We start from the raw sequence: 19,890 nt of genomic DNA on the forward strand, positions 1-19,890 counted from the left end.
ATAATCCTGCTTTTGGTTGGTATATAAGATAAGTGTAACGCTGAATAATCATCGTTGGCGAGCCTGATAAACCTGACCGGAGGAATTATGCTAGTTGCTGCAGGGCAATTTGCCGTCAGTCCTGTGTGGGAAAAAAACGCAGAGACCTGCGTCATGCTCATGTCGCAGGCGGCGGGAAACGGCGCGTCATTGCTGGTTCTGCCTGAGGCATTACTGGCGCGAGACGATACGGATCCCGACCTGTCGGTGAAATCCGCCCAGTCTCTCGAGGGGGATTTCCTGCAACAACTGTTGCGGGAAAGCGCGTCGAATACGATGACCACTATTCTCACTGTTCACGTTCCTTCGCGTCCCGGTCGTGCGGTAAACACGCTGGTGGCGCTGCGTGGGGGGAAAATTGTGGCAAGCTACGCCAAGCTACACCTCTATGATGCTTTCTCCATTCAGGAGTCCCGCAATGTTGATGCGGGTAACGTAATCGCACCGCTGCTTGACGTGGATGGACTCAGAGTGGGGCTGATGACCTGCTACGATCTGCGTTTTCCTGAACTGTCGATGGCGCTTGCGTTGCAGGGCGCTGAAGTGCTGGTGCTACCGGCGGCATGGGTCAGAGGGGCGCTGAAGGAACATCACTGGTCGACACTACTGGCTGCCCGCGCGCTCGATACCACCTGCTATATGATTGCCGCAGGGGAGTGTGGTAACAAAAATATCGGGCAGAGTCGTATTATCGATCCCCTTGGTGTGACGATTGCGGCTGCAGCAGACGTCCCGACGCTTATCATGGCGGAGATCACCGCTGAGCGAATTCGCCAGGTACGGACGCAATTACCGGTATTACGCAACCGCAGATTTGTGCCACCGCAATTATCATGACGTTTTTTTAAACACTGCTTGATTCACCTTGTTACAGATTGCTATTGTGTGCGCGCGTCAAATGACCGTTAATATTCTCAGGTTACTAAGGGCGCGCTACGCTGCCTGTTTTAAGTTAAGAAGGTATCTATGGGTGAGATTAGTATTACCAAACTGCTGGTGGTGGCCGCACTGGTCGTTCTGCTGTTTGGTACCAAGAAGTTACGTACACTGGGTGGAGACCTGGGCACGGCGATTAAGGGGTTCAAAAAAGCGATGAATGATGAAGATGCGGGCGCGAAAAAAGACGCAGACGGCAGCATTCAGGCTGAGAAACTCTCTCATAAAGAGTAATACCCGGAGCTAAATGCCTGTCCGTTTTACCCTGATGAGAAAAAACCCGCGATTAAGCGGGTTTTTTATAGGCGAAATGTAAGTATTTATTTCGAAATTACTTCACTTCCATCCCTTTCGCCTGCAGGTCAGCATGGTAAGACGAACGGACGAACGGTCCGCAGGCCGCATGGGTAAAGCCCATCGCCATGGCTTCCGCTTTCATCTCTTCAAATTCGTCCGGGCTGACATAGCGCTGAACGGGCAGGTGGTGACGGCTCGGCTGCAGATACTGTCCCAGCGTCAGCATAGTCACGCCGTGACGACGCAGATCGCGCATCACTTCAATGATTTCCGCATTCGTCTCACCGAGACCCACCATCAGACCGGATTTGGTCGGGATCTCCGGATGCGCTTCTTTAAAGCGTTCCAGTAATTTGAGCGACCAGTTGTAGTCAGCGCCCGGGCGAACCTGACGATAAATGCGCGGCACGTTCTCAAGGTTATGGTTGAAAACGTCCGGCGGAGTGGCGGTCAGAATCTCCAGGGCACGATCCATACGACCGCGGAAGTCGGGGACCAGCGTTTCAATCTTAATCGTAGGACTTTTCTCACGAATAGCGGTAATGCAATCGGCAAAGTGCTGAGCGCCACCGTCACGCAGGTCATCACGGTCAACTGAGGTGATAACGACATAGCGCAGGGCCATGTCGGCAATCGTTTGTGCCAGCTTAACCGGTTCGTTGGCGTCCGGCGCCACAGGGCGGCCGTGGGCCACATCACAGAACGGGCAGCGACGGGTACAAATAGCGCCGAGGATCATAAACGTGGCGGTACCGTGGTTGAAACACTCCGCCAGGTTTGGGCAAGAGGCTTCTTCACAAACAGAATGCAGGCCATTCTTACGCATTGCTGCTTTGATGCCCTGGATACGAGTGGAGTCCGCTGGAAGCTTAATTTTCATCCATTCCGGCTTGCGCAGCAGGGCTTCGCGCTCTGTTGCCACATTTTTGACCGGGATAAGGGCCATCTTATCGGCATCGCGGTATTTAACACCGCGTTCCATCACAATGGGTTTACTCATAGCGTGCGTGTTCCAGTTGCGAATAACGAGGGAAAGCGTTTCGATTCAAGGGAATGTTGTATTTATCAACTATTTTTGAATTCACTACACGCAGTATATCATTTAAACGGGCCTGAAAGCAGCCTGAGTGACCGGCAAAATGTAAAATAGTTGTTGTTTTGTGCCATTTGCCTGGCATCAGTTTTGACCGGGTCGCAACATTTCTTTTTCAGAAGGCGTCGCGGATCACTGCGATGACGTTCTCCAGTACCGGATCGCGTAAGCTCAGCTTGTTGTAGTGCAGTGAGAAGTCGATTTTCTCATGGTTCAGGGATGGATGGGGGATCCGCTGAAGCGGCCAGCAGTGGCTGAACAGCGTGAAGAAGCGCGCGGGCATAATACCCACCAGATCGCTGTGAGCAATGAGTGATGCCAGCGTGAAAATATTGTAGCTGCTAAAGCTGATTTGCCGATCGGGGAACAATTCCTGGATACGTTGGCGCAGGAGCGTGAAGCTTTGTCCTTCGATCATCAGCAGACTATGTTCAGCGTCATCGAGGGCTTCAGGGGTCAGGGTACGCGTCAGGGAAGGGTGATTCTGGCGGCAGACCAGTTCGATTTTGTCAGAAAACAGAACATGGTTCTCTACTGCGCGGTTGCTGTAGATGTGGTTATCAATAATCAAATCACTCTGAAACTGACTGAGTTGCGTTTCGGCATCATGGACGGGAATGTTACGCAGATGCAGTTGTGGATGGCTCGTTTTGATGGCGTGATAAATTGTCGGCATGACCAGCGCGCCGATAGACGGAGTGGTCCCGATAGTTATCGTCCGTTGTTTATCGTAGCTGCCGGTGAGATCCAGCGCGCCGAGAATGGATTCCAGCCCCTGGCTGATATACTCATGCAGATGGGTGGCATAAGTCGTGGGCGTCACGCCCTGGCCTTTTCGAATAAACAGGGGATCGGGAAATATTGTGCGCAGTTTCTGAATGGACTGGCTGATCGCTGAAGGAGTCAGATTGAGAACTTTCGCGGCGTTGACGATTCCTTTATGAACATAAACGGCTTCAAAAATAGTCAGCAGGTTCAGGTCTATATTTCTCAGCGTTCTGAAAATTTGCGGCTTATCTTCGGGTCGGTGTTCGTAGAAATGTCCTTTCGGCTTACTATTTTCACTCACGTTCTAACTCCAATTTAATTCACTTTATAAATAATAGTGATGCTTGTATTTGTTGTAAGCATGCGTTTTGCACCACTATTGTTCATCTCGCGGTATCGATAACCTTTTTATAGCAATGGATTGAAGGTTTAACGTTCGTATAAAGAAAAATCCTACGTCGTTTTTTATGACGGAGAAAACTCGTTAAAAATTCAAACTAAGACAAACAGAAAATATAGAAACCAGGAGACATTGTAAAGCATTTGAGCCGGAAGGGTGACAATGGCCCCCGATTTTTTGGGCCATTGCATTCAATAAGTTAAGCGGAAATATATTCGTAAGGGGGATTATTTAGCAGTGCTAAAATATTGGCTAATAATCGTGGTTGGATATTATCTGTCGTGACCTGGCTATCCCATTGAGATATTTTTGCCATTTCCATGCCGGCATAACCGCAGGGATTAATTCGTAAGAAAGGCGAGAGATCCATATTAACGTTTAATGCCAGTCCATGGAATGAGCAACCGCGACGAATACGCAAACCGAGGGAACATATTTTCTTTTCACCGACATAAACGCCAGGGGCATCTGCACGCGGGTGAGCGTCAATATCCAGTTCAGCCAGAGTATTCACGACAGTCTGTTCCAGCAACGTGATCAATTCCCGCACGCCCAGTTTACGTCGCTTCAGGTTCAACAAAACGTACATAACCTGTTGACCTGGCCCATGGTAAGTGACCTGCCCACCGCGATCGCTTTGAATGACCGGAATATCGCCGGGCATTAAAACATGTTCCGCTTTCCCTGCCTGACCCTGGGTGAAAACCGGATAGTGCTCAACCAGCCAGATTTCATCGGGAGTCTGTTCATCGCGGGTGTTGGTAAAGTCGTGCATGGCCTGGGAGACGGGTTCGTAGGGTTGAAGACCGAGCTGGCGGACCAGTATTTTATCCTGAGACAAAACAGCATCTCCGTAGAGAAGTAATCAATGGGGGAGGGAAGTATATCACAGTGAAGAGGAGGCGAGGTGGGCGCCCGAACATGGTCGGGGCCCGAACCTGTATTACAGAACCATACGGACGATTTCGATGTTACCGAGTTCTTCGTACAGCGTTTCAACCTGCTCAATATGGGTCGCGTTGATGGTAATCGAGACCGAGTGGTAATTGCCTTTGCTGCTGGGTTTTACCGTCGGAGAGTAATCACCTGGCGCATGGCGCTGTACCACTTCAACCACCTGTTCAACCAGCTCAGGTAACGCCTGCCCCATAACTTTGTAAGTAAAAGGAGTAGGGAATTCAAGCAGTTCGTTAAGTTTGGTTTTCATGTCAGCTCCGGCGTAACGTAAATAAATAACAACTCCCGCCAGAGGGCGGGAGTTTTACTGATGCTTAGTATATGGGGATGGAAATCACACTTTCAAGTGTTCAATTTTTAACCAAACCAGTGATGGAACATTAACTTAATGTAATCAATGATTTTGCTGAAGAAGTTACCTTCCGGGATTTCCTGCAGCACGACCAGAGGGCGCTGCTCAATGGTTTTACCGTCAAGCTGGAAGTTGATGGTACCGACCACCTGATTTTTCTGCAGCGGCGCATGCAGCTCCGTGCTGTTCAGTACATAGCTGGCTTTCAGGTCTTTCATACGGCCACGCGGAATGGTCAGATACACATCTTTATCAACCCCTAAGGAGGCGCGATCGGTATCACCAAACCAGGACGGTTCAGAGGCGAATTCTTTGCCTGCTTTCAGCGGGTTAACCGTTTCGAAGAAACGGAAACCCCAGGTCAGCAGTTTTTTGCTTTCCGTTTCACGTCCTTTATAGGTACGCCCGCCCATGACCGCGGAGATCAAACGCATCTGACCTTCGGTCGCCGAGGCCACCAGGTTGTAGCCTGCTTTATCGGTATGACCAGTCTTGATGCCATCTACTTTCAGGCTGTTGTCCCACAGCAAACCGTTACGGTTCAACTGACGGATGCCGTTAAAGGTGAACTCTTTCTCTTTATAGACGGAATATTCGTTAGGAACGTCGCGGATTAGCGCTTGTCCAATCAGCGCCATATCACGAGCGGAACTGTACTGACCGTCGGCATCCAGACCGTGAACCGTCTGGAAATGGGTATTTTTCAGACCCAGCGCATTCACATAGCTGTTCATCAGACCGACAAACGCATCCTGACTGCCCGCCGCAAAGTCAGCCATCGCGACGCAGGCGTCATTACCAGACTGCAGGTTAATCCCGCGAATCAGTTGCGATACCGGAACCTGCATGCCTGGCTTCAGGAACATCAGCGATGAGCCTTTAAAGACCGGATTACCCGTGGCCCAGGCATCATTACCGATAGTGACCAGATCCGTTTCTTTAAATTTGCCCGCTTTCATTGCCTGACCGATAACGTAACTGGTCATCATTTTGGTCAGACTGGCCGGGTCGCGACGCGTATCGGCGTTTTGTTCGGCCAGCACTTTACCGGAGTTATAGTCAATGAGGATGTAAGACTCCGCGTCGATCTGCGGAACACCCGGGATCATGGTTTTGATATTCAGGTCATCGGCATGCGCGCCTGAAATAGCGGCTGTACAAAGAGCCGTGGTGAGCGCCATGCGCTGCAGGAAACGAGCGGAAAAAGTGGTCTTCATGGTCTGAACTACGACGTCCGTGATGGAATTAAAAAAAGTGCCCTACTATAGCAAATGCAATACCGGCAGGCATCTGACTTTCCGCATGACTTTGTTAACGTAGTTAACGTCATTTACAGAAACTGACACTTCAGATGCCCTTGTTACGTTACTGTGCGCCGGTAATGAAGGACTGTAATTGGGCTTCAGATTGTAAGCGCTGCTGCAGCGCACTGGCTTGTGCTTTACTGGCGAACGGCCCGAGCTGAATACGCCACACGGCGCCGTTCTGCGTGACGCGTCCAGGTACGCCAAACTGCTGGCCTAAGCGCTGTTGATATTGTTGGGCACGCCCCTGATCGCTCACCGCGCCGACCTGGACTACGTAACTGCCGCTGGCCGAAGCGGCGGCAGGCGCAGCCGTCGCAGCGGGTGTTGCTGCCGGTGCACTGACTGGTGCGCTAACGGGAGCTGCAGCCGCGGGCTGTGGCGCTGGCGTCGGTTCACTGCCTTCCAGTACACCTGCTGCCAGAGTCGTCGGGGCACCCAGGAACCCACTACTCTGAACCGGTGCGCCGGCATTATCTTCACTTTGCAAGGTGGAATTGCTGATGGCGCGAACGTCACCCTGAGGCTGCATCGCTTCCGGTGCGGAGGAGGCGCTGCCCATGCCGCCGCTCAGATCCGGACGTGAGGGCAGGGCATAAGTCTGTTTGGCCACGGTGGTACAGGCCATACCCGGACCAGACAATGAACCATCCTGTGCGACAATAATTGGGTCGATACGCACTTTGGTGTTATTGGAGGTGTTCAGACGGTCGGCAGCGGCACGCGACAGCGAAATCACGCGATCGTTGCCATAGGGACCTCGATCGTTAATGCGCACCACGATCATCCGTCCATTGGCGAGGTTAGTGATCCGCGCATAGCTCGGGATCGGTAACGTCGGATGCGCAGCGGTGAGCTGCATAGGATCGAACGCTTCGCCTGAGGCGGTCAGATTGCTACCGGGCTCGGCATCGTAGATCGCCGCGAACCCTGCCTGACTAAAGCGCGAGACATCCTGCACTATCTTGTAGCTCTTCCCGTCTCGCTGATAATCCTGATTAGCGCTCGGGTTGAGAGGTTCAAAACGCGGATCGGCTCCGCTGATTTCAACGACGGGCCCATTACATACCGCCGGCTGCGGCGCGACGGTGTTCTGTTGCTGACCATCATCACTCGTACATGCCGCGAGCAGCATAATTCCTGCTACGACGCAGACTCCAGGCAACTGCTTACGCATTGCGCACCCCTTACACGCTTTTCGATAACATTTTTCTGTGGGTGTGGATCGACATGACAATCCCGAACCCGGCCATCAACACGATCAGTGCTGAGCCTCCGTAACTGACCAACGGAAGCGGAACGCCTACAACAGGCAGAATCCCACTCACCATACCAATATTAACGAAGACATAAACGAATAAAATCAACATTAAGCCACCAGCCATCACGCGACCAAAGGTGGTTTGTGCGTGGGCGGCGATCCACAGGCCACGCATAATCAGCAGTATATACAGCGCCAGCAGGATCAGTATCCCAATCAGACCCAGCTCTTCCGCCAGGACAGCGAAGATAAAGTCGGTGTGGCGTTCGGGTAAAAATTCCAGTTGCGACTGGGTACCGTGTAACCATCCCTTACCGCTCAGACCGCCGGAACCAATCGCAATTTTAGACTGAATGATGTGGTAACCGGCACCCAACGGGTCGGTTTCCGGGTCGAGTAACATCATTACACGCTGACGCTGATAATCGTGCATCAGGAAGAACCACAGGATCGGAATGAACGCCGCGAGCAGCAGCACAGCGACGCCAATTAAACGCCAGCTCAGACCCGAGAGGAACAGCACGAACAGGCCGGAAAGCGCGACCAGAATCGAGGTCCCGAGGTCAGGCTGTGCCGCCACCAACAGCGTCGGCATAAAAATCAGCACCAGCGCGATGGCCGTGTTCTTCAGGGACGGCGGACAGACGTCGCGGTTGATAAAGCGTGCGACCATCAGAGGAACCGCGATTTTGGCGATTTCAGAAGGCTGAAAACGTACAATGCCGAGATCCAGCCAACGCTGCGCGCCTTTGGATATTGCCCCGAATGCATCGACCGCCACCAGCAGAATAATACAGAAAATATAGAGATACGGCGCCCAACCTTCATAGACGCGCGGCGGGATCTGCGCCATGACCACCATGATCACCAGCCCCATCGTAATCTGACCGACTTTACGCTCCATCATGCCAATGTCCTGGCCGCTGGCGCTCCAGATAACCAGTGAGCTGTAAACCAACAGCGCCAGCAAAATCAGTAACATGGTGGGATCAATATGGATTTTATCCCAGAATGTTTTTTTGTTCGGATTATCCGTCATGGTTATTGATCCTCCGCCGCTGCAACCGCCGGGTTTTCCGCTGGCAGATCGGTGTTGTTATCGCCCAACATGATGTGGTCAAGAATCTGACGCATAATGGTCCCCACCGCCGGACCCGCCCCCCCGTTTTCCAGGATGATGGCGACGGCCACCTGCGGGTTGTTATACGGTGCAAATGCGGTCATCAGTTTATGGTCACGCAGACGCTCGGCAATTTTATGCGCGTTATAGGTTTCATTGGCTTTCAGGCCAAAGACCTGTGCGGTACCGGATTTAGCGGCAATTTTATATGGCGCGCTGGCAAAATATTTATGCGCGGTCCCGTTGCCACGGTTGGCGACGCCATACATGCCGTCTTTCGCCAGTTCCCAATAACCAGAATGAATATCGCCGACCGGTGGCTCCTGCGGTTGTACCCAGGGAACCTTCTTGCCGTTTTCTGCGGTACTCATCAGCAGATGAGGCACCTTCACGACGCCGTCATTAATCAGGATCATCAGCGCCTTACTCATCTGAATCGGCGTTGCCGTCCAGTAGCCCTGACCGATGCCGACCGGAATGGTATCGCCCTGATACCAGGGTTTTTTAAAGCGTTTGAGCTTCCATTCGCGGGTAGGCATGTTGCCGGAACGCTCTTCCGCCAGGTCGATACCGGTATAGTGACCGTAACCGAATTTGCCCATCCACTCGGAGAGGCGATCGATCCCCATGTCATAGGCGACCTGATAGAAGAAGGTATCCGCCGATTCTTCCAGTGATTTAGTAATGTTCAGGTGTCCGTGACCCCATTTCTTCCAGTCACGGTAGCGTTTTTCCGAGCCGGGCAACTGCCACCAGCCAGGGTCAAACAGGCTGGTATTACGGGTGATAACGCCGGCGCTTAATGCAGACACCGCGACATACGGTTTCACCGTCGACGCAGGTGGATAAACCCCCTGCGTTGCGCGGTTGACCAGCGGCGTGTTCGGATCGTTAAGCAAACCGGAATAGTCTTTACTGGAGATACCATCGACGAACAGGTTCGGGTCGTAACTGGGCATCGAAACCAGCGCCAGCACGCCGCCGGTGCGCGGGTCGGTGACCACCACGGCCGCGCGGCTACCGGCAAGCAGCGTCTCGATATACTGCTGAAGTTTGAGATCCAGCGTCAGGTAGATGTCGTGTCCGGCCTGTGGGGGGACTTCTTTGAGCTGACGGATGACGCGACCACGGTTGTTGACCTCGACTTCCTCGTAGCCGGTTTGACCGTGCAGCACATCTTCGTAGTAGCGCTCAATCCCCAGTTTCCCGATGTCATGCGTCGCGGCGTAGTTGGCCAGTTTGCCGTCTTTATCCAGTCGCTCAACGTCTTTATCGTTAATCTTCGACACGTAGCCAATGACGTGGGTAAGTGCGGAACCGTATGGGTAGAACCGGCGCTTATACCCTTTCACTTCCACACCCGGGAAGCGGTACTGGTTCACGGCAAAACGCGCAACCTGTACTTCGGTGAGGTTGGTTTTGACGGGAATAGAGGTAAAGCGGTGGGAACGTGCGCGCTCTTTCTTGAAGGCGGCAATATCGTCATCGGTCAGATCGACAACGCTGCGCAGGGCATCCAGCGTTTGCTGCACGTTATCAACCTTCTCGGGCATCATTTCGACCTGATAAATGGTGCGGTTCAGGGCGAGAGGAATGCCATTACGGTCATAAATAATGCCGCGGCTGGGGGCGATAGGCACCAGCTTAATCCGGTTCTCATTCGAGCGAGTCTGGTAATCGGTAAAACGGACGATCTGCAAGTTATACAGATTGGCGATAAGCACGCCGGTGAGCAGTAAGATACCCAAAAAAGCGACCAGCGCCCGGCGCACAAATAGCGCGGACTCAGCCGTATAGTCGCGAAAAGAATTCTGTAATTTCATCCGCTGCTTAGTCTACTCAAGCTCAATGATCACTCACGGTGATAAGGGTGATTAGTGGTAATGCTCCACGCCCGATACAGGCTCTCTGCCACCAGCACCCGGACAAGCGGATGGGGAAGCGTGAGTGCAGAGAGCGACCAACTTTGTTCTGCCGCGGCTTTGCAGGCAGGGGATAATCCTTCCGGCCCGCCAATTAACAGGCTGACATCACGACCGTCCAGTTTCCAGCGTTCCAGTTCGGTCGCCAGTTGCGGCGTGTCCCAGGGCTTACCGGGAATATCCAGGGTGACGATGCGATTTTTGCCAGCGGCAGCCAGCATCTGCTCACCCTCTTTGTCGAGAATACGCTTGATATCCGCGTTCTTGCCGCGTTTGCCGGCCGGAATTTCGATCAGCTCAAAAGGCATGTCTTTGGGAAAACGCCGCAGGTACTCGGTAAAACCGGTTTGTACCCAGTCGGGCATTTTCGTGCCTACCGCGACAAGTTGAAGCTTCACGCATTAACTCCAGAGTTTTTCCAGCTCATACAGGCGACGGCTCTCTTCCTGCATAACGTGGACAATCACTTCACCCAGGTCAACGACGATCCAGTCGGCGACGCTCTCACCTTCCACGCCCAGCGGCAGCATTCCCGCAGCGCGAGATTCCTGCACAACGTGGTCAGCAATAGACATAACGTGACGGCTGGAAGTACCGGTACAGATGATCATGCAGTCGGTGATACTGGATTTGCCCTGAACGTCTAAGGCGATGATGTCCTGACCTTTAAGGTCATCAATTTTGTCGATAACAAAATCCTGGAGTGCTTTACCCTGCAAGTTTTCCCCCTGGGTGCATGAATGAGTATTAATAAGCCTGTCAGTATACCTGAACCCACCGGCTTTTCGGGACAAATGTCACCGGGCGACTTTGGAAAGTGGGCTATCATCCCACCCCATGCAACAGAATGCATCGCCATTTTTGTAAAACAATTTCTGCAAAACGCTGAAGGGCGGGAAAAGTCTGGCAGCGGAGAATAGCAGCCTGTCCGGGGGTGTCAATGGGCGGAGCGTTGCTGGCAGTAAAAAACAGATATTTTACTCGCCGGGCGTCCATATCGCTCTGCTGTTGAGAACCCGAAGCGTGGCAAAATCGCCAGTAAAATCAACGGCACTCCAGCAGCCTTGCTCAACGCGAAAATGCCACATCGCCGCGGCGGGCATGGCAAGCAACCGGGCGATTAACAGGCTGAGAACACCCTGATGGCTGACTATCAGCACATGATCATGGTGCTGATAGTCAGCGAGGATCGAAATTGCCTGCTCAACGCGCTGGGCGAAAGCCTGAAATCCTTCCCCATTGGTGGGAACGGCATTTTGCCAGTCGTTGCACCAGGCCGCGTAGTTTTCGGCATCTTCGCGGGCCAGATCCTGGTGATGACGCATCTCCCAGTCACCAAAAAACATCTCATTGAGCTCAGGCTTCACCTGTAGCGGCAGTTCACGTCCCTGAAGCACTAAGCGCGCCGTGTGCTGCGCGCGCTCCAGTTCGCTACACAGCACCTGCTTAAAGGGAACCTGGCGAAGCAGTGTATTCAGCGTTTGCGCTTGCGCCACGCCGCGCCCGGTCAACGGTGTGGGGGCATGACCGCTGTACAATCCCGCCACATTAGCCTCGGTTTCACCATGACGAACTAACCAGAGTCGCATTTATCCCTCGTGATACGTATTCGCGCAAAACATGATATTCGCCCTGAATGCGCGCGCTAATTTCTCTAAAATAGCCTCTTTTGCCAGGAGCGGCACGATGTCTCTATTCCAAAGCGCCCACGGCGGTAATATCCGTGAGGCGGCTGAGTTTCTCGGGATCTCGCCCGAGAAGTTGCTGGATTTTAGCGCGAATATTAATCCACTGGGTATGCCTGAAACGGTAAAACGCGCCATTGTCGACAATTTACACCTTGCCGAGCGCTATCCTGACGTCGATTACCGCCATCTGCATCAGGCACTGGCCCGACATCATCAGGTTCCCGTCGAATGGATCCTCGCCGGAAACGGTGAGACGGAGTCGATCTTTACTCTGGTGAACGGTTTGAAACCGCGGCGAGCGATGATCGTCGCGCCGGGATTTGCCGAATACCGCCGCGCGTTGCAGTGGAGCGAATGCGCGATTGATACGTTCATGCTGCGTGAAGAGGATGGCTGGCAACTGACCGGGGCGATTCTTGATGCGTTAACGGCAGAACTGGACTGTCTGTTTTTGTGCACGCCTAACAATCCCACCGGATTACTGCCGGAGCGGGCGTTACTCGAGGCGATTGCCGGGCGCTGTCAGGCGCTAAATATTGCGCTGATTCTTGATGAAGCATTTATCGATTTTATCGCAGACGAAGCGGGATTTATTCCGCTGTTAAAGGATAACCCGCATATCTGGGTTCTGCGTTCACTGACAAAATTCTATGCCATCCCGGGACTGCGGCTGGGATATCTCCTTAACAGCGATGTGCAGGCGGTCGCGGCGATGAGGGCGCGCCAGATGCCGTGGTCGATCAACGCTTTTGCTGCACTGGCAGGGGAACAGGTGCTGGAGGATACCGCGTATCAACAGGCGACATGGCAGTGGTTGCGGGAAGAGGGCGGACGTTTTTATCAGCAGCTGTGTGCGCTGTCGGGACTGACGGTCTATCCCGGTCAGGCGAATTATCTTCTGCTGCGTTGCGAAACCGATCTCCAGCGCGCTTTGCTGACGCGACATATTCTGATCCGCAGTTGCGCCAATTACCCAGGTCTTGATGGACGCTATTTCCGCGTGGCAATACGCAGTCAGGAAGAGAACAACCGCCTGCTGGCGGCGTTAACCGAAGTACTTAGCGATACAGTCCATGCTCATTGATATAGTCCAGCACCGCGTGCGGCATCAGATCATCACACGGTTCGCCGTTTTCCAGCCGCTCGCGGATGATCGTGGCGGAAATATTGAACCACGGCGTCTCGGCGAGATAAATTTTCCCTGCCGGTAGCTGGTGCAGATCGTCCGGCGTATTCGTCAGATGTTGATCCAGCCAATGCTGATGCTGTTCCTGCGCCATTTCAAGCGGATAGCCCGGACGGCGGCAGACAATCAGATGGGTATTGTCGAGAATGGTTTCGTAGTCGTGCCAGGTCGGGAAGGTCAGCAACGAGTCCTGGCCGATGATAAACGCCAGTGGGGCATCTGGACCTTGCTCTTCACGCCAGGCCTTTAGCGTTTGCGCCGTATAGGAAGGGGTGTCGTGCTTTAGTTCGCGCTCATCAAGGATAAACAACGGCTTGTCGGCAATTGCCAGTTCAAGCATAGTTTTGCGCTGTTCACTCGTCGCCTCTGGCTGCGGGCGATGAGGGGGAACATTATTAGGCATCACGATGACCCGTGATAAACCAATCAGATTGGCCAGCGTTTCCACGGGTTTGAGGTGACCATAGTGCACCGGATCAAAGGTGCCGCCAAAGAGTGCCTGTAACGATTTCATATCAGCCATCAATAAAAACTTCAGCCAGCGCTTTGTGGCAAATCAGCAGTGAGAGCCCTTCAAGCTCCGCCCAGACCGACTGGCCATAGTCCTGCTTCAGCGTGATTTCCGTACGTGTCAGTAACTGGACCGCCTGACGTAACTGCGCCGGACTCAGTCGATTCAGCGCGTCGCCAATCATGCCCCGACGGTTTTGCCAGACGCGATGCTTATCAAAAAGCGTGCGCAGCGGGGTATGGGCCGACTGGCGTTTCAGCGTAACCAGCAGCAACAGTTCACGTTGCAGGGTTCGCAGCAAAATAACCGGTTCGCTGCCTTCCAGACGTAACTGCTGAAGAATGTGCAGTGCGCGCTTACTTTTGCCCATGATCAGCGCATCCACCCAATGGAATGGGGTGAAGTGGGCGGCATCATTAACGGCCTGCTCGACGCGAGGCAGGGTGAGCTTACCGTCGGGCCACAACAAGGACAAACGTTCCAGCGCCTGCGCCAGCGCCAGCAGGTTACCTTCATAGCAATAGCACAACAGTTGATTTGCTGCGTCGTCCAGCTGCAGATTATTTTGTTTTGCGCGCGCCGCCACCCAGCGGGGAAGTTGCGCCTGCTCCGGCGTCTGACAACTGATCTGTACGCTTCGATCGGTCAGCGCTTTAAACCATGCGGCATTTTCCTGGGCTTTGCTGAGCTTGTTACCGCGTACGATCAGCAGCAGATCGTCATGCAGCAACTGAACCAACGTTGCCAGTTGTTCATTAATCGCGGCATTCGGACCGTTTTCGGGCAGTAGCAACAACAGCGTCTGACGGCTGGCGAACAGACTCATCGCCTGGCATTGCGAGAATAATGCGTTCCAGTCGGTATTGTTGTCGAGAGTAAACGTGTGGTGTTCGTCGAACCCCTGCGTTGCCGCAACCTGACGGATGGCATCCTGGCCTTCCTGCAACAACAATGGGTCGTTTCCAAGGAGCAGATACGCCGCGCGCAACCCTTCAGAGAGTTGCGCGCGGAGTTGTTCAGGGTACAACCGAATCATCAGTTACCCAGCGTGCTGGAGACACGCGTTGAAGAGGAAGCGGGAGCCGCTTCTTTATCGTCAACGGCAACCTCTTCTTGCGATGAGAGACGATCCGCAGCATGTACGCTTGGCAGCTTACGAATTAATTGCTCCGCCGCTCTGTCGTACATTTCTTTGATGATCATATCCTGCTCGTTATCCTTCGCCAGCGCCATCTGTGGGTTGTCGAAGAACGAACGGAATACCCGGACGCTGATAGGATAAATATCGTGACCAGGAATCAATACTGACGCATTAACCGTCATAATCATCTGATATTCCGCTGTCTGCCCATTCTGGAAGACAGATGCGGTATCTTTCGAAATGCTGACCCGACCCAGACGCAGAGACGGTACGTCTTTACGCAGCGTACTCTTATCCAGTAGCTCAACGTCGTTCAGACGCAGTTGGTTACGCACCGCACGGCTTAGCGGACCGTTCGGATCCCCCGTGTCCAGAATCATGGTTTTCATGGTGTCCGGAACCTGCGTGGTATTGCGCAGGTGCCAGCCACATCCGGCGGTGGTTAACACCGCCAGAGATAACAACAATGTTGCCAGATATCGCACGCTTCCTCCCGCGCTTAGCCAACGACCAGATTGAGGAGTTTACCCGGTACGTAAATCACTTTACGCACGGTAACGCCATCAAGATATTTAGCGACCAGATGTTCCTGGCCAGCACGTTCACGAACCTGCTCTTCTGTCGCATTCACCGGAACGGTGATTTTACCGCGCACCTTGCCGTTAACCTGAACCACGACCAGGGTGGAGTCTTCGACCATTGCAGCATTGTCCGCAACTGGCCACGGCGCGTTGTCGATGTCGCCTTCGCCTTTCAGCGCCTGCCACAGCGTAAAGCAGACGTGTGGGGTGAACGGGTTAAGCATCCGGACTACCGCCAGCAGCGCTTCCTGCATCAGCGCGCGATCCTGCTCGTCATCCTGCGGGGCTTTCGCCAGCTTGTTCATCAGCTCCATCACGGCGGCAATCGCGGTGTTGAAGGTCTGACGGCGGCCGATATCATCGGTCACTTTAGCGATCGTTTTGTGTACATCGCGACGCAGCGCTTTCTGATCTTCTGTCAGCACGTCAACGTTCAGCGACGCAACATCGCCACGGGAAGTGTGTTCATACACCAGTTTCCAGACACGTTTCAGGAAGCGGTTAGCGCCTTCCACGCCGGACTCCTGCCATTCCAGCGTCATATCAGCCGGAGAGGCGAACATCATAAATAGACGCACGGTATCCGCGCCGTAACGCTCAACCATTACCTGCGGGTCGATACCGTTGTTTTTCGACTTGGACATTTTGCTCATGCCGGTATACACCAGCTCATGGCCCGCCGCGTCTTTCGCCTTCACGATACGGCCTTTCTCGTCGCGTTCAACGATCGCATCCACCGGAGAAACCCAGTTACGCTCGCCGTTTTCGCCCACATAGTAGAACGCATCCGCCAGTACCATCCCCTGACACAGCAACTGTTTCGCCGGTTCGTCAGAGTTCACCATGCCGGCATCGCGCATCAGTTTGTGGAAGAAGCGGAAGTAGAGCAGGTGCATGATGGCATGTTCGATACCGCCAATGTAAATATCTACCGGCAGCCAGTAGTTTGCCGCTTTGGAATCCAGCATCCCTTCCTGATACTGCGGACAGGTGTAGCGCGCATAGTACCAGGATGACTCCATAAAGGTGTCGAAAGTGTCAGTTTCGCGCAGTGCAGGCTGGCCATTAACGGTGGTTTTTGCCCATTCAGGATCGGCTTTGATCGGGCTGGTGATGCCGTCCATCACGACATCTTCCGGCAGGATCACCGGCAATTGATCTTCCGGCGTTGGCAGCACGGTGCCGTCTTCCAGCGTGACCATCGGGATCGGCGCACCCCAGTAACGCTGACGGGAAACGCCCCAGTCGCGCAGACGGTAGTTGATCTTACGCTCGCCCACGCCTTTGGCGGCCAGCTTATCGGCAATGGCGTTGAAGGCCGCGTCGAAGGCCAGACCGTCAAATTCGCCAGAGTTAAACAGAACGCCTTTATCGGTCATCGCCTGTTCGGAAAGATCCGGCTCTGAACCATCGGCTGCCAGGATAACCGGTTTAATGGTTAAGCCGTATTTGGTGGCAAATTCGTAGTCGCGCTGATCGTGACCCGGTACGGCCATGACCGCGCCAGTGCCGTATTCCATCAGCACAAAGTTAGCCGCCCAGACCGGGATTGCTTCACCGGTCAGCGGGTGAACCGCTTTGAAACCGGTGTCGACGCCTTTTTTCTCCATGGTCGCCATGTCAGCTTCGGCCACTTTGGTGTTACGGCATTCGTCGATAAAGGCTGCCAGTTCAGGGTTGTTCTCTGCCGCTTTCTGCGCCAGCGGGTGACCAGCGGCAACCGCCAGGTAGGTGGCACCCATAAAGGTGTCCGGGCGGGTCGTGTAAACGGTCAGCGTGTTGTCATAATCGTTCACGTTGAAGGTGATTTCCACGCCTTCAGAACGACCAATCCAGTTGCGCTGCATCGTTTTCACGGTGTCAGGCCAGTGATCCAGTTTATCCAGGGAGTCGAGCAGTTCATCGGCATAGGCGGTGATTTTAATAAACCACTGTGGGATCTCTTTACGCTCAACTTTGGTGTCGCAGCGCCAGCAGCAGCCGTCGATAACCTGTTCGTTCGCCAGTACGGTCTGATCGTTCGGGCACCAGTTGACCGCAGAGGTCTTTTTGTAGACCAGACCTTTTTTGTACAGTTCGGTGAAGAATTTCTGCTCCCAGCGATAGTATTCCGGGGTACAGGTCGCCAGCTCGCGGCTCCAGTCATAGCCAAAGCCCAGCATTTTGAGCTGGTTCTTCATGTAGGCGATATTATCGTAGGTCCACGGTGCCGGCGCGGTGTTGTTTTTTACCGCCGCGCCTTCTGCAGGCAGACCGAATGCGTCCCAGCCGATAGGCTGCAGCACGTTTTTGCCCAGCATGCGCTGATAACGGGCGATCACGTCACCGATGGTGTAGTTACGTACGTGGCCCATGTGTAGTCGACCAGAAGGATAGGGAAGCATAGACAGGCAGTAATACTTCTCTTTGCTCTCGTCTTCGGTAACTTCAAATGTGCGCTTCTCATCCCAGTGAAGCTGTACTTTGGATTCTATCTCTTCCGGGCGGTATTGCTCTTGCATGGCAGCCAGTGGTCCTGTTTTCAATACAGCTACAAACGTAGCTTCGATGTGGTGTTTCAGATCCGCATAGCATAGCCCAAACGCCTGCGTCAAAACAGCCTTTCGCGCATTCAGGTTCGAATTCACGCCACGGTAATCCTTGCACGAATTTACATACTCTGTGGACAGTCTTGCAAAGCGCAACCCAAATAACGTCTATTATTATAGACAGTTAACGACCCAGGAGGCGAAACGATGAACAAGGTTGCTCAATATTACCGTGAACTGGTGGCGTCATTAAGTGAACGTCTGCGCAATGGCGAGCGTGATATCGATGCGCTGGTGGAACAGGCGCGGCAGCGGGTTTTGCAGGCCGGGGAGTTAACGCGAACCGAAGTGGACGAACTGACGCGCGCTGTCAGACGTGACCTGGAAGAGTTTGCCATCAGCTACGAAGAGAGTCTGGAAGAGGAGTCCGACAGCGTCTTTATGCGGGTAATCAAAGAGAGCCTGTGGCAGGAACTGGCGGATATCACCGACAAAACGCAGCTCGAATGGCGTGAAGTGTTTCAGGATCTAAGTCATCACGGGGTATATCACAGCGGCGAAGTGGTGGGCCTGGGCAATCTGGTCTGTGAAAAGTGTCATTTTCACTTGGCGGTGTATACGCCGGATGTGTTGCCATTGTGCCCAAAATGTGGACACGACCAGTTTCAGCGTCGTCCGTTTGAACCGTAATCTAGTCTGATGCCGAGGTTGACGCATCTTATCAGGCCTACGGTGACTCATTACGTAGGCCGAATAAGCGTCAGCACCGTCCGGCATTGGTCATGCGTAAAACTGTAGCCGTTCTGCCAGCAGGTCTACAAATCCCTGACGATCGACATCCACCATCACGGTGGCATTCGGTTTATTGCCCGTCAGGAAGTAATAGTCCACCACGGTCATCCCCTGAGTGTATTTCCCCTGAGTTTCCACCCCAACCCAGCGTTCAACGGTGGTAAACAGTTCGGGTTTCAACAGCCAGGCGATGGTGCACGGGTCGTGCAGCGGTGCGCCGATAAATCCCCATTTCTCGTCTTTATGATACTCGAGGAAGAAGTCGAGTAGTTCAGCAACGATCGTGGAAACCGGGTTACCAATGGCGCGGAAGCGTTCGGTATCTGCGACATGAATTTGTGCTTTATGCGTGACGTCCAGACCGGCCATCACCACCGGAATCCCCGACTGGAAGACGATTTCTGCGGCTTCAGGGTCGACATAGATATTGAATTCGGCGGCAGGCGTCCAGTTGCCCAACCCCATCGCGCCGCCCATGATCACGATACGGGCGATTTTGTCACGCAGTTCAGGATGGCTGTTCAGCAACAGTGCGACGTTGGTTTGCGGCCCGGTTGAGACAAGGGTGACCGGTTGTGTGCTCTCGCGCAACGTCTTTGCCATCAGCTCAACGGCGGTGCATGGCTGCGGCGCAAAGGCGGGTTCCGGTAGCGCCGGGCCATCCAGTCCGCTTTCACCGTGGACGTTATCGGCAATGATCAGTTCACGCATCAGGGGCTTGGGCGCGCCGCCCGCCACTGGAATGTCCGTGCGGTTCAGCAGCGTTAACATTCGCAATACGTTGCGTAGCGTTTTATCGGGTGTCTGGTTTCCTGCGGATGAGGTGATGGCTTTAACGTCAAGTTCCGGTGAGGCGAGGGCGAGAACCAGTGCGATCGCGTCATCATGACCCGGGTCGCAATCTATGATTATTGGCAGTGCCATTGTTGCTCCTTATGAATGCTACATTGTGGCAAGGGTAACGCTGGGGTGAAAATGATTCGAGGAGCGAGGCAAGAAAGCGTGAGATGGCGC

Annotated in this window: 20 protein-coding genes; 4 read left to right on the forward strand and 16 right to left on the reverse strand. The window is 53.7% G+C overall.

Going from position 1 to position 19,890, the window contains the following annotated elements; translation table 11 throughout:
- Positions 1 to 87: 87 nt before the first annotated feature.
- Both HVX64_RS07660 and tatE read left to right on the forward strand, forming a co-directional pair.
- Entirely contained in the window at positions 88 to 876 is a 789-nt protein-coding gene (locus tag HVX64_RS07660; protein ID WP_044256605.1) for a deaminated glutathione amidase, read from the forward strand.
- A 129-nt stretch (positions 877 to 1,005) separates the two neighbouring features.
- Positions 1,006 to 1,209: a twin-arginine translocase subunit TatE gene (gene tatE / locus HVX64_RS07665; protein ID WP_043001430.1), complete on the forward strand. Its 204-nt coding sequence runs from the start codon at positions 1,006 to 1,008 to the stop codon at positions 1,207 to 1,209.
- Between the two features lie 97 nt (positions 1,210 to 1,306).
- Here the strand turns inward: tatE and lipA are convergent, their stop codons facing one another.
- The 11 genes from lipA to HVX64_RS07725 form a co-directional block, all read right to left on the reverse strand.
- On the reverse strand, positions 1,307 to 2,272 hold the full coding sequence (lipA, locus tag HVX64_RS07670; protein WP_042320707.1) for a lipoyl synthase: 966 nt from the start codon (positions 2,270 to 2,272) through the stop codon (positions 1,307 to 1,309).
- 208 nt (positions 2,273 to 2,480) lie between these two features.
- On the reverse strand, positions 2,481 to 3,434 hold the full coding sequence (locus HVX64_RS07675) for a YbeF family transcriptional regulator (protein ID WP_044256603.1): 954 nt from the start codon (positions 3,432 to 3,434) through the stop codon (positions 2,481 to 2,483).
- Positions 3,435 to 3,732: 298 nt separating this feature from the next.
- A complete protein-coding gene (gene lipB, locus HVX64_RS07680; RefSeq protein WP_044256602.1) occupies positions 3,733 to 4,374 on the reverse strand; it encodes a lipoyl(octanoyl) transferase LipB in 642 nt (213 codons plus the stop codon).
- Between the two features lie 102 nt (positions 4,375 to 4,476).
- Positions 4,477 to 4,740, reverse strand: coding sequence for a DUF493 family protein YbeD (gene ybeD, locus HVX64_RS07685; protein WP_042320704.1), 264 nt, complete (start codon positions 4,738 to 4,740; stop codon positions 4,477 to 4,479).
- A 107-nt stretch (positions 4,741 to 4,847) separates the two neighbouring features.
- Positions 4,848 to 6,059, reverse strand: coding sequence for a D-alanyl-D-alanine carboxypeptidase DacA (dacA, locus tag HVX64_RS07690; protein WP_043001427.1), 1,212 nt, complete (start codon positions 6,057 to 6,059; stop codon positions 4,848 to 4,850).
- Positions 6,060 to 6,207: 148 nt separating this feature from the next.
- Positions 6,208 to 7,323, reverse strand: coding sequence for an endolytic peptidoglycan transglycosylase RlpA (gene rlpA, locus HVX64_RS07695; protein WP_043001426.1), 1,116 nt, complete (start codon positions 7,321 to 7,323; stop codon positions 6,208 to 6,210).
- Positions 7,324 to 7,333: 10 nt separating this feature from the next.
- Positions 7,334 to 8,446 carry a peptidoglycan glycosyltransferase MrdB gene (mrdB, locus tag HVX64_RS07700; RefSeq protein ID WP_043001425.1) on the reverse strand — a complete coding sequence of 371 codons (1,113 nt, stop codon included), beginning with the start codon at positions 8,444 to 8,446 and terminating at the stop codon, positions 7,334 to 7,336.
- 2 nt (positions 8,447 to 8,448) lie between these two features.
- Positions 8,449 to 10,350: a peptidoglycan DD-transpeptidase MrdA gene (gene mrdA / locus HVX64_RS07705; protein ID WP_043001424.1), complete on the reverse strand. Its 1,902-nt coding sequence runs from the start codon at positions 10,348 to 10,350 to the stop codon at positions 8,449 to 8,451.
- 29 nt (positions 10,351 to 10,379) lie between these two features.
- Positions 10,380 to 10,847 carry a 23S rRNA (pseudouridine(1915)-N(3))-methyltransferase RlmH gene (gene rlmH, locus HVX64_RS07710; protein WP_003022725.1) on the reverse strand — a complete coding sequence of 156 codons (468 nt, stop codon included), beginning with the start codon at positions 10,845 to 10,847 and terminating at the stop codon, positions 10,380 to 10,382.
- Between the two features lie 3 nt (positions 10,848 to 10,850).
- Entirely contained in the window at positions 10,851 to 11,168 is a 318-nt protein-coding gene (gene rsfS, locus HVX64_RS07715) for a ribosome silencing factor (protein WP_012904988.1), read from the reverse strand.
- Between the two features lie 258 nt (positions 11,169 to 11,426).
- The gene (locus HVX64_RS07725; RefSeq protein ID WP_181825372.1) at positions 11,427 to 12,038 is read right to left on the reverse strand and encodes an adenosylcobalamin/alpha-ribazole phosphatase; all 612 of its coding nucleotides are present in this window, start codon (positions 12,036 to 12,038) and stop codon (positions 11,427 to 11,429) included.
- A 97-nt stretch (positions 12,039 to 12,135) separates the two neighbouring features.
- Here HVX64_RS07725 and cobD point away from each other — a divergent pair, with 97 nt between their 5' ends.
- Positions 12,136 to 13,221, forward strand: coding sequence for a threonine-phosphate decarboxylase CobD (cobD, locus tag HVX64_RS07730; RefSeq protein WP_043001421.1), 1,086 nt, complete (start codon positions 12,136 to 12,138; stop codon positions 13,219 to 13,221).
- Here the strand turns inward: cobD and nadD are convergent.
- Genes nadD through leuS form a run of 4 tightly spaced genes read right to left on the reverse strand, consistent with a single transcriptional unit; the run spans position 13,196 to position 18,057 of the window.
- Positions 13,196 to 13,837, reverse strand: a complete 642-nt coding sequence (gene nadD / locus HVX64_RS07735; protein ID WP_080343225.1) for a nicotinate-nucleotide adenylyltransferase — start codon at positions 13,835 to 13,837, stop codon at positions 13,196 to 13,198. The genes cobD and nadD overlap by 26 nt on opposite strands.
- Before the next feature lies 1 nt (position 13,838).
- On the reverse strand, positions 13,839 to 14,870 hold the full coding sequence (gene holA / locus HVX64_RS07740) for a DNA polymerase III subunit delta (RefSeq protein ID WP_044256594.1): 1,032 nt from the start codon (positions 14,868 to 14,870) through the stop codon (positions 13,839 to 13,841).
- Positions 14,870 to 15,460 (reverse strand): LPS assembly lipoprotein LptE, encoded by a 591-nt coding sequence (gene lptE / locus HVX64_RS07745; RefSeq protein WP_043001418.1) that lies wholly within the window; start codon positions 15,458 to 15,460, stop codon positions 14,870 to 14,872. Before lptE ends, holA begins: the two co-directional genes overlap by 1 nt.
- Before the next feature lie 14 nt (positions 15,461 to 15,474).
- A complete protein-coding gene (leuS, locus tag HVX64_RS07750; RefSeq protein WP_044256724.1) occupies positions 15,475 to 18,057 on the reverse strand; it encodes a leucine--tRNA ligase in 2,583 nt (860 codons plus the stop codon).
- A 234-nt stretch (positions 18,058 to 18,291) separates the two neighbouring features.
- On the opposite strand from leuS, the gene HVX64_RS07755 reads away from it, so the two are divergent.
- Positions 18,292 to 18,774 (forward strand): zinc ribbon-containing protein, encoded by a 483-nt coding sequence (locus HVX64_RS07755; protein WP_181825373.1) that lies wholly within the window; start codon positions 18,292 to 18,294, stop codon positions 18,772 to 18,774.
- A 90-nt stretch (positions 18,775 to 18,864) separates the two neighbouring features.
- Here HVX64_RS07755 and rihA read toward each other — a convergent pair whose 3' ends face one another.
- Positions 18,865 to 19,800 (reverse strand): pyrimidine-specific ribonucleoside hydrolase RihA, encoded by a 936-nt coding sequence (gene rihA, locus HVX64_RS07760; protein WP_044256591.1) that lies wholly within the window; start codon positions 19,798 to 19,800, stop codon positions 18,865 to 18,867.
- Between the last annotated feature and the right edge of the window lie 90 nt (positions 19,801 to 19,890).

It is taken from the genome of Citrobacter sp. RHB20-C16 (assembly GCF_013890155.1).
GTDB lineage: Bacteria > Pseudomonadota > Gammaproteobacteria > Enterobacterales > Enterobacteriaceae > Citrobacter_A > Citrobacter_A amalonaticus.

What these genes read in the sequence shown, in the direction of transcription:
- HVX64_RS07660 (WP_044256605.1), top strand. Translation starts at nt 88, where the DNA reads ATGCTAGTTGCTGCAGGGCAATTTGCCGTCAGTCCTGTGTGGGAAAAA.
- tatE (WP_043001430.1), top strand. Translation starts at nt 1,006, where the DNA reads ATGGGTGAGATTAGTATTACCAAACTGCTGGTGGTGGCCGCACTGGTC.
- lipA (WP_042320707.1), bottom strand. Translation starts at nt 2,272, where the DNA reads ATGAGTAAACCCATTGTGATGGAACGCGGTGTTAAATACCGCGATGCC.
- ybeD (WP_042320704.1), bottom strand. Translation starts at nt 4,740, where the DNA reads ATGAAAACCAAACTTAACGAACTGCTTGAATTCCCTACTCCTTTTACT.
- dacA (WP_043001427.1), bottom strand. Translation starts at nt 6,059, where the DNA reads ATGAAGACCACTTTTTCCGCTCGTTTCCTGCAGCGCATGGCGCTCACC.
- rlpA (WP_043001426.1), bottom strand. Translation starts at nt 7,323, where the DNA reads ATGCGTAAGCAGTTGCCTGGAGTCTGCGTCGTAGCAGGAATTATGCTG.
- mrdB (WP_043001425.1), bottom strand. Translation starts at nt 8,446, where the DNA reads ATGACGGATAATCCGAACAAAAAAACATTCTGGGATAAAATCCATATT.
- mrdA (WP_043001424.1), bottom strand. Translation starts at nt 10,350, where the DNA reads ATGAAATTACAGAATTCTTTTCGCGACTATACGGCTGAGTCCGCGCTA.
- HVX64_RS07725 (WP_181825372.1), bottom strand. Translation starts at nt 12,038, where the DNA reads ATGCGACTCTGGTTAGTTCGTCATGGTGAAACCGAGGCTAATGTGGCG.
- cobD (WP_043001421.1), top strand. Translation starts at nt 12,136, where the DNA reads ATGTCTCTATTCCAAAGCGCCCACGGCGGTAATATCCGTGAGGCGGCT.
- nadD (WP_080343225.1), bottom strand. Translation starts at nt 13,837, where the DNA reads ATGAAATCGTTACAGGCACTCTTTGGCGGCACCTTTGATCCGGTGCAC.
- holA (WP_044256594.1), bottom strand. Translation starts at nt 14,870, where the DNA reads ATGATTCGGTTGTACCCTGAACAACTCCGCGCGCAACTCTCTGAAGGG.
- leuS (WP_044256724.1), bottom strand. Translation starts at nt 18,057, where the DNA reads ATGCAAGAGCAATACCGCCCGGAAGAGATAGAATCCAAAGTACAGCTT.
- HVX64_RS07755 (WP_181825373.1), top strand. Translation starts at nt 18,292, where the DNA reads ATGAACAAGGTTGCTCAATATTACCGTGAACTGGTGGCGTCATTAAGT.
- rihA (WP_044256591.1), bottom strand. Translation starts at nt 19,800, where the DNA reads ATGGCACTGCCAATAATCATAGATTGCGACCCGGGTCATGATGACGCG.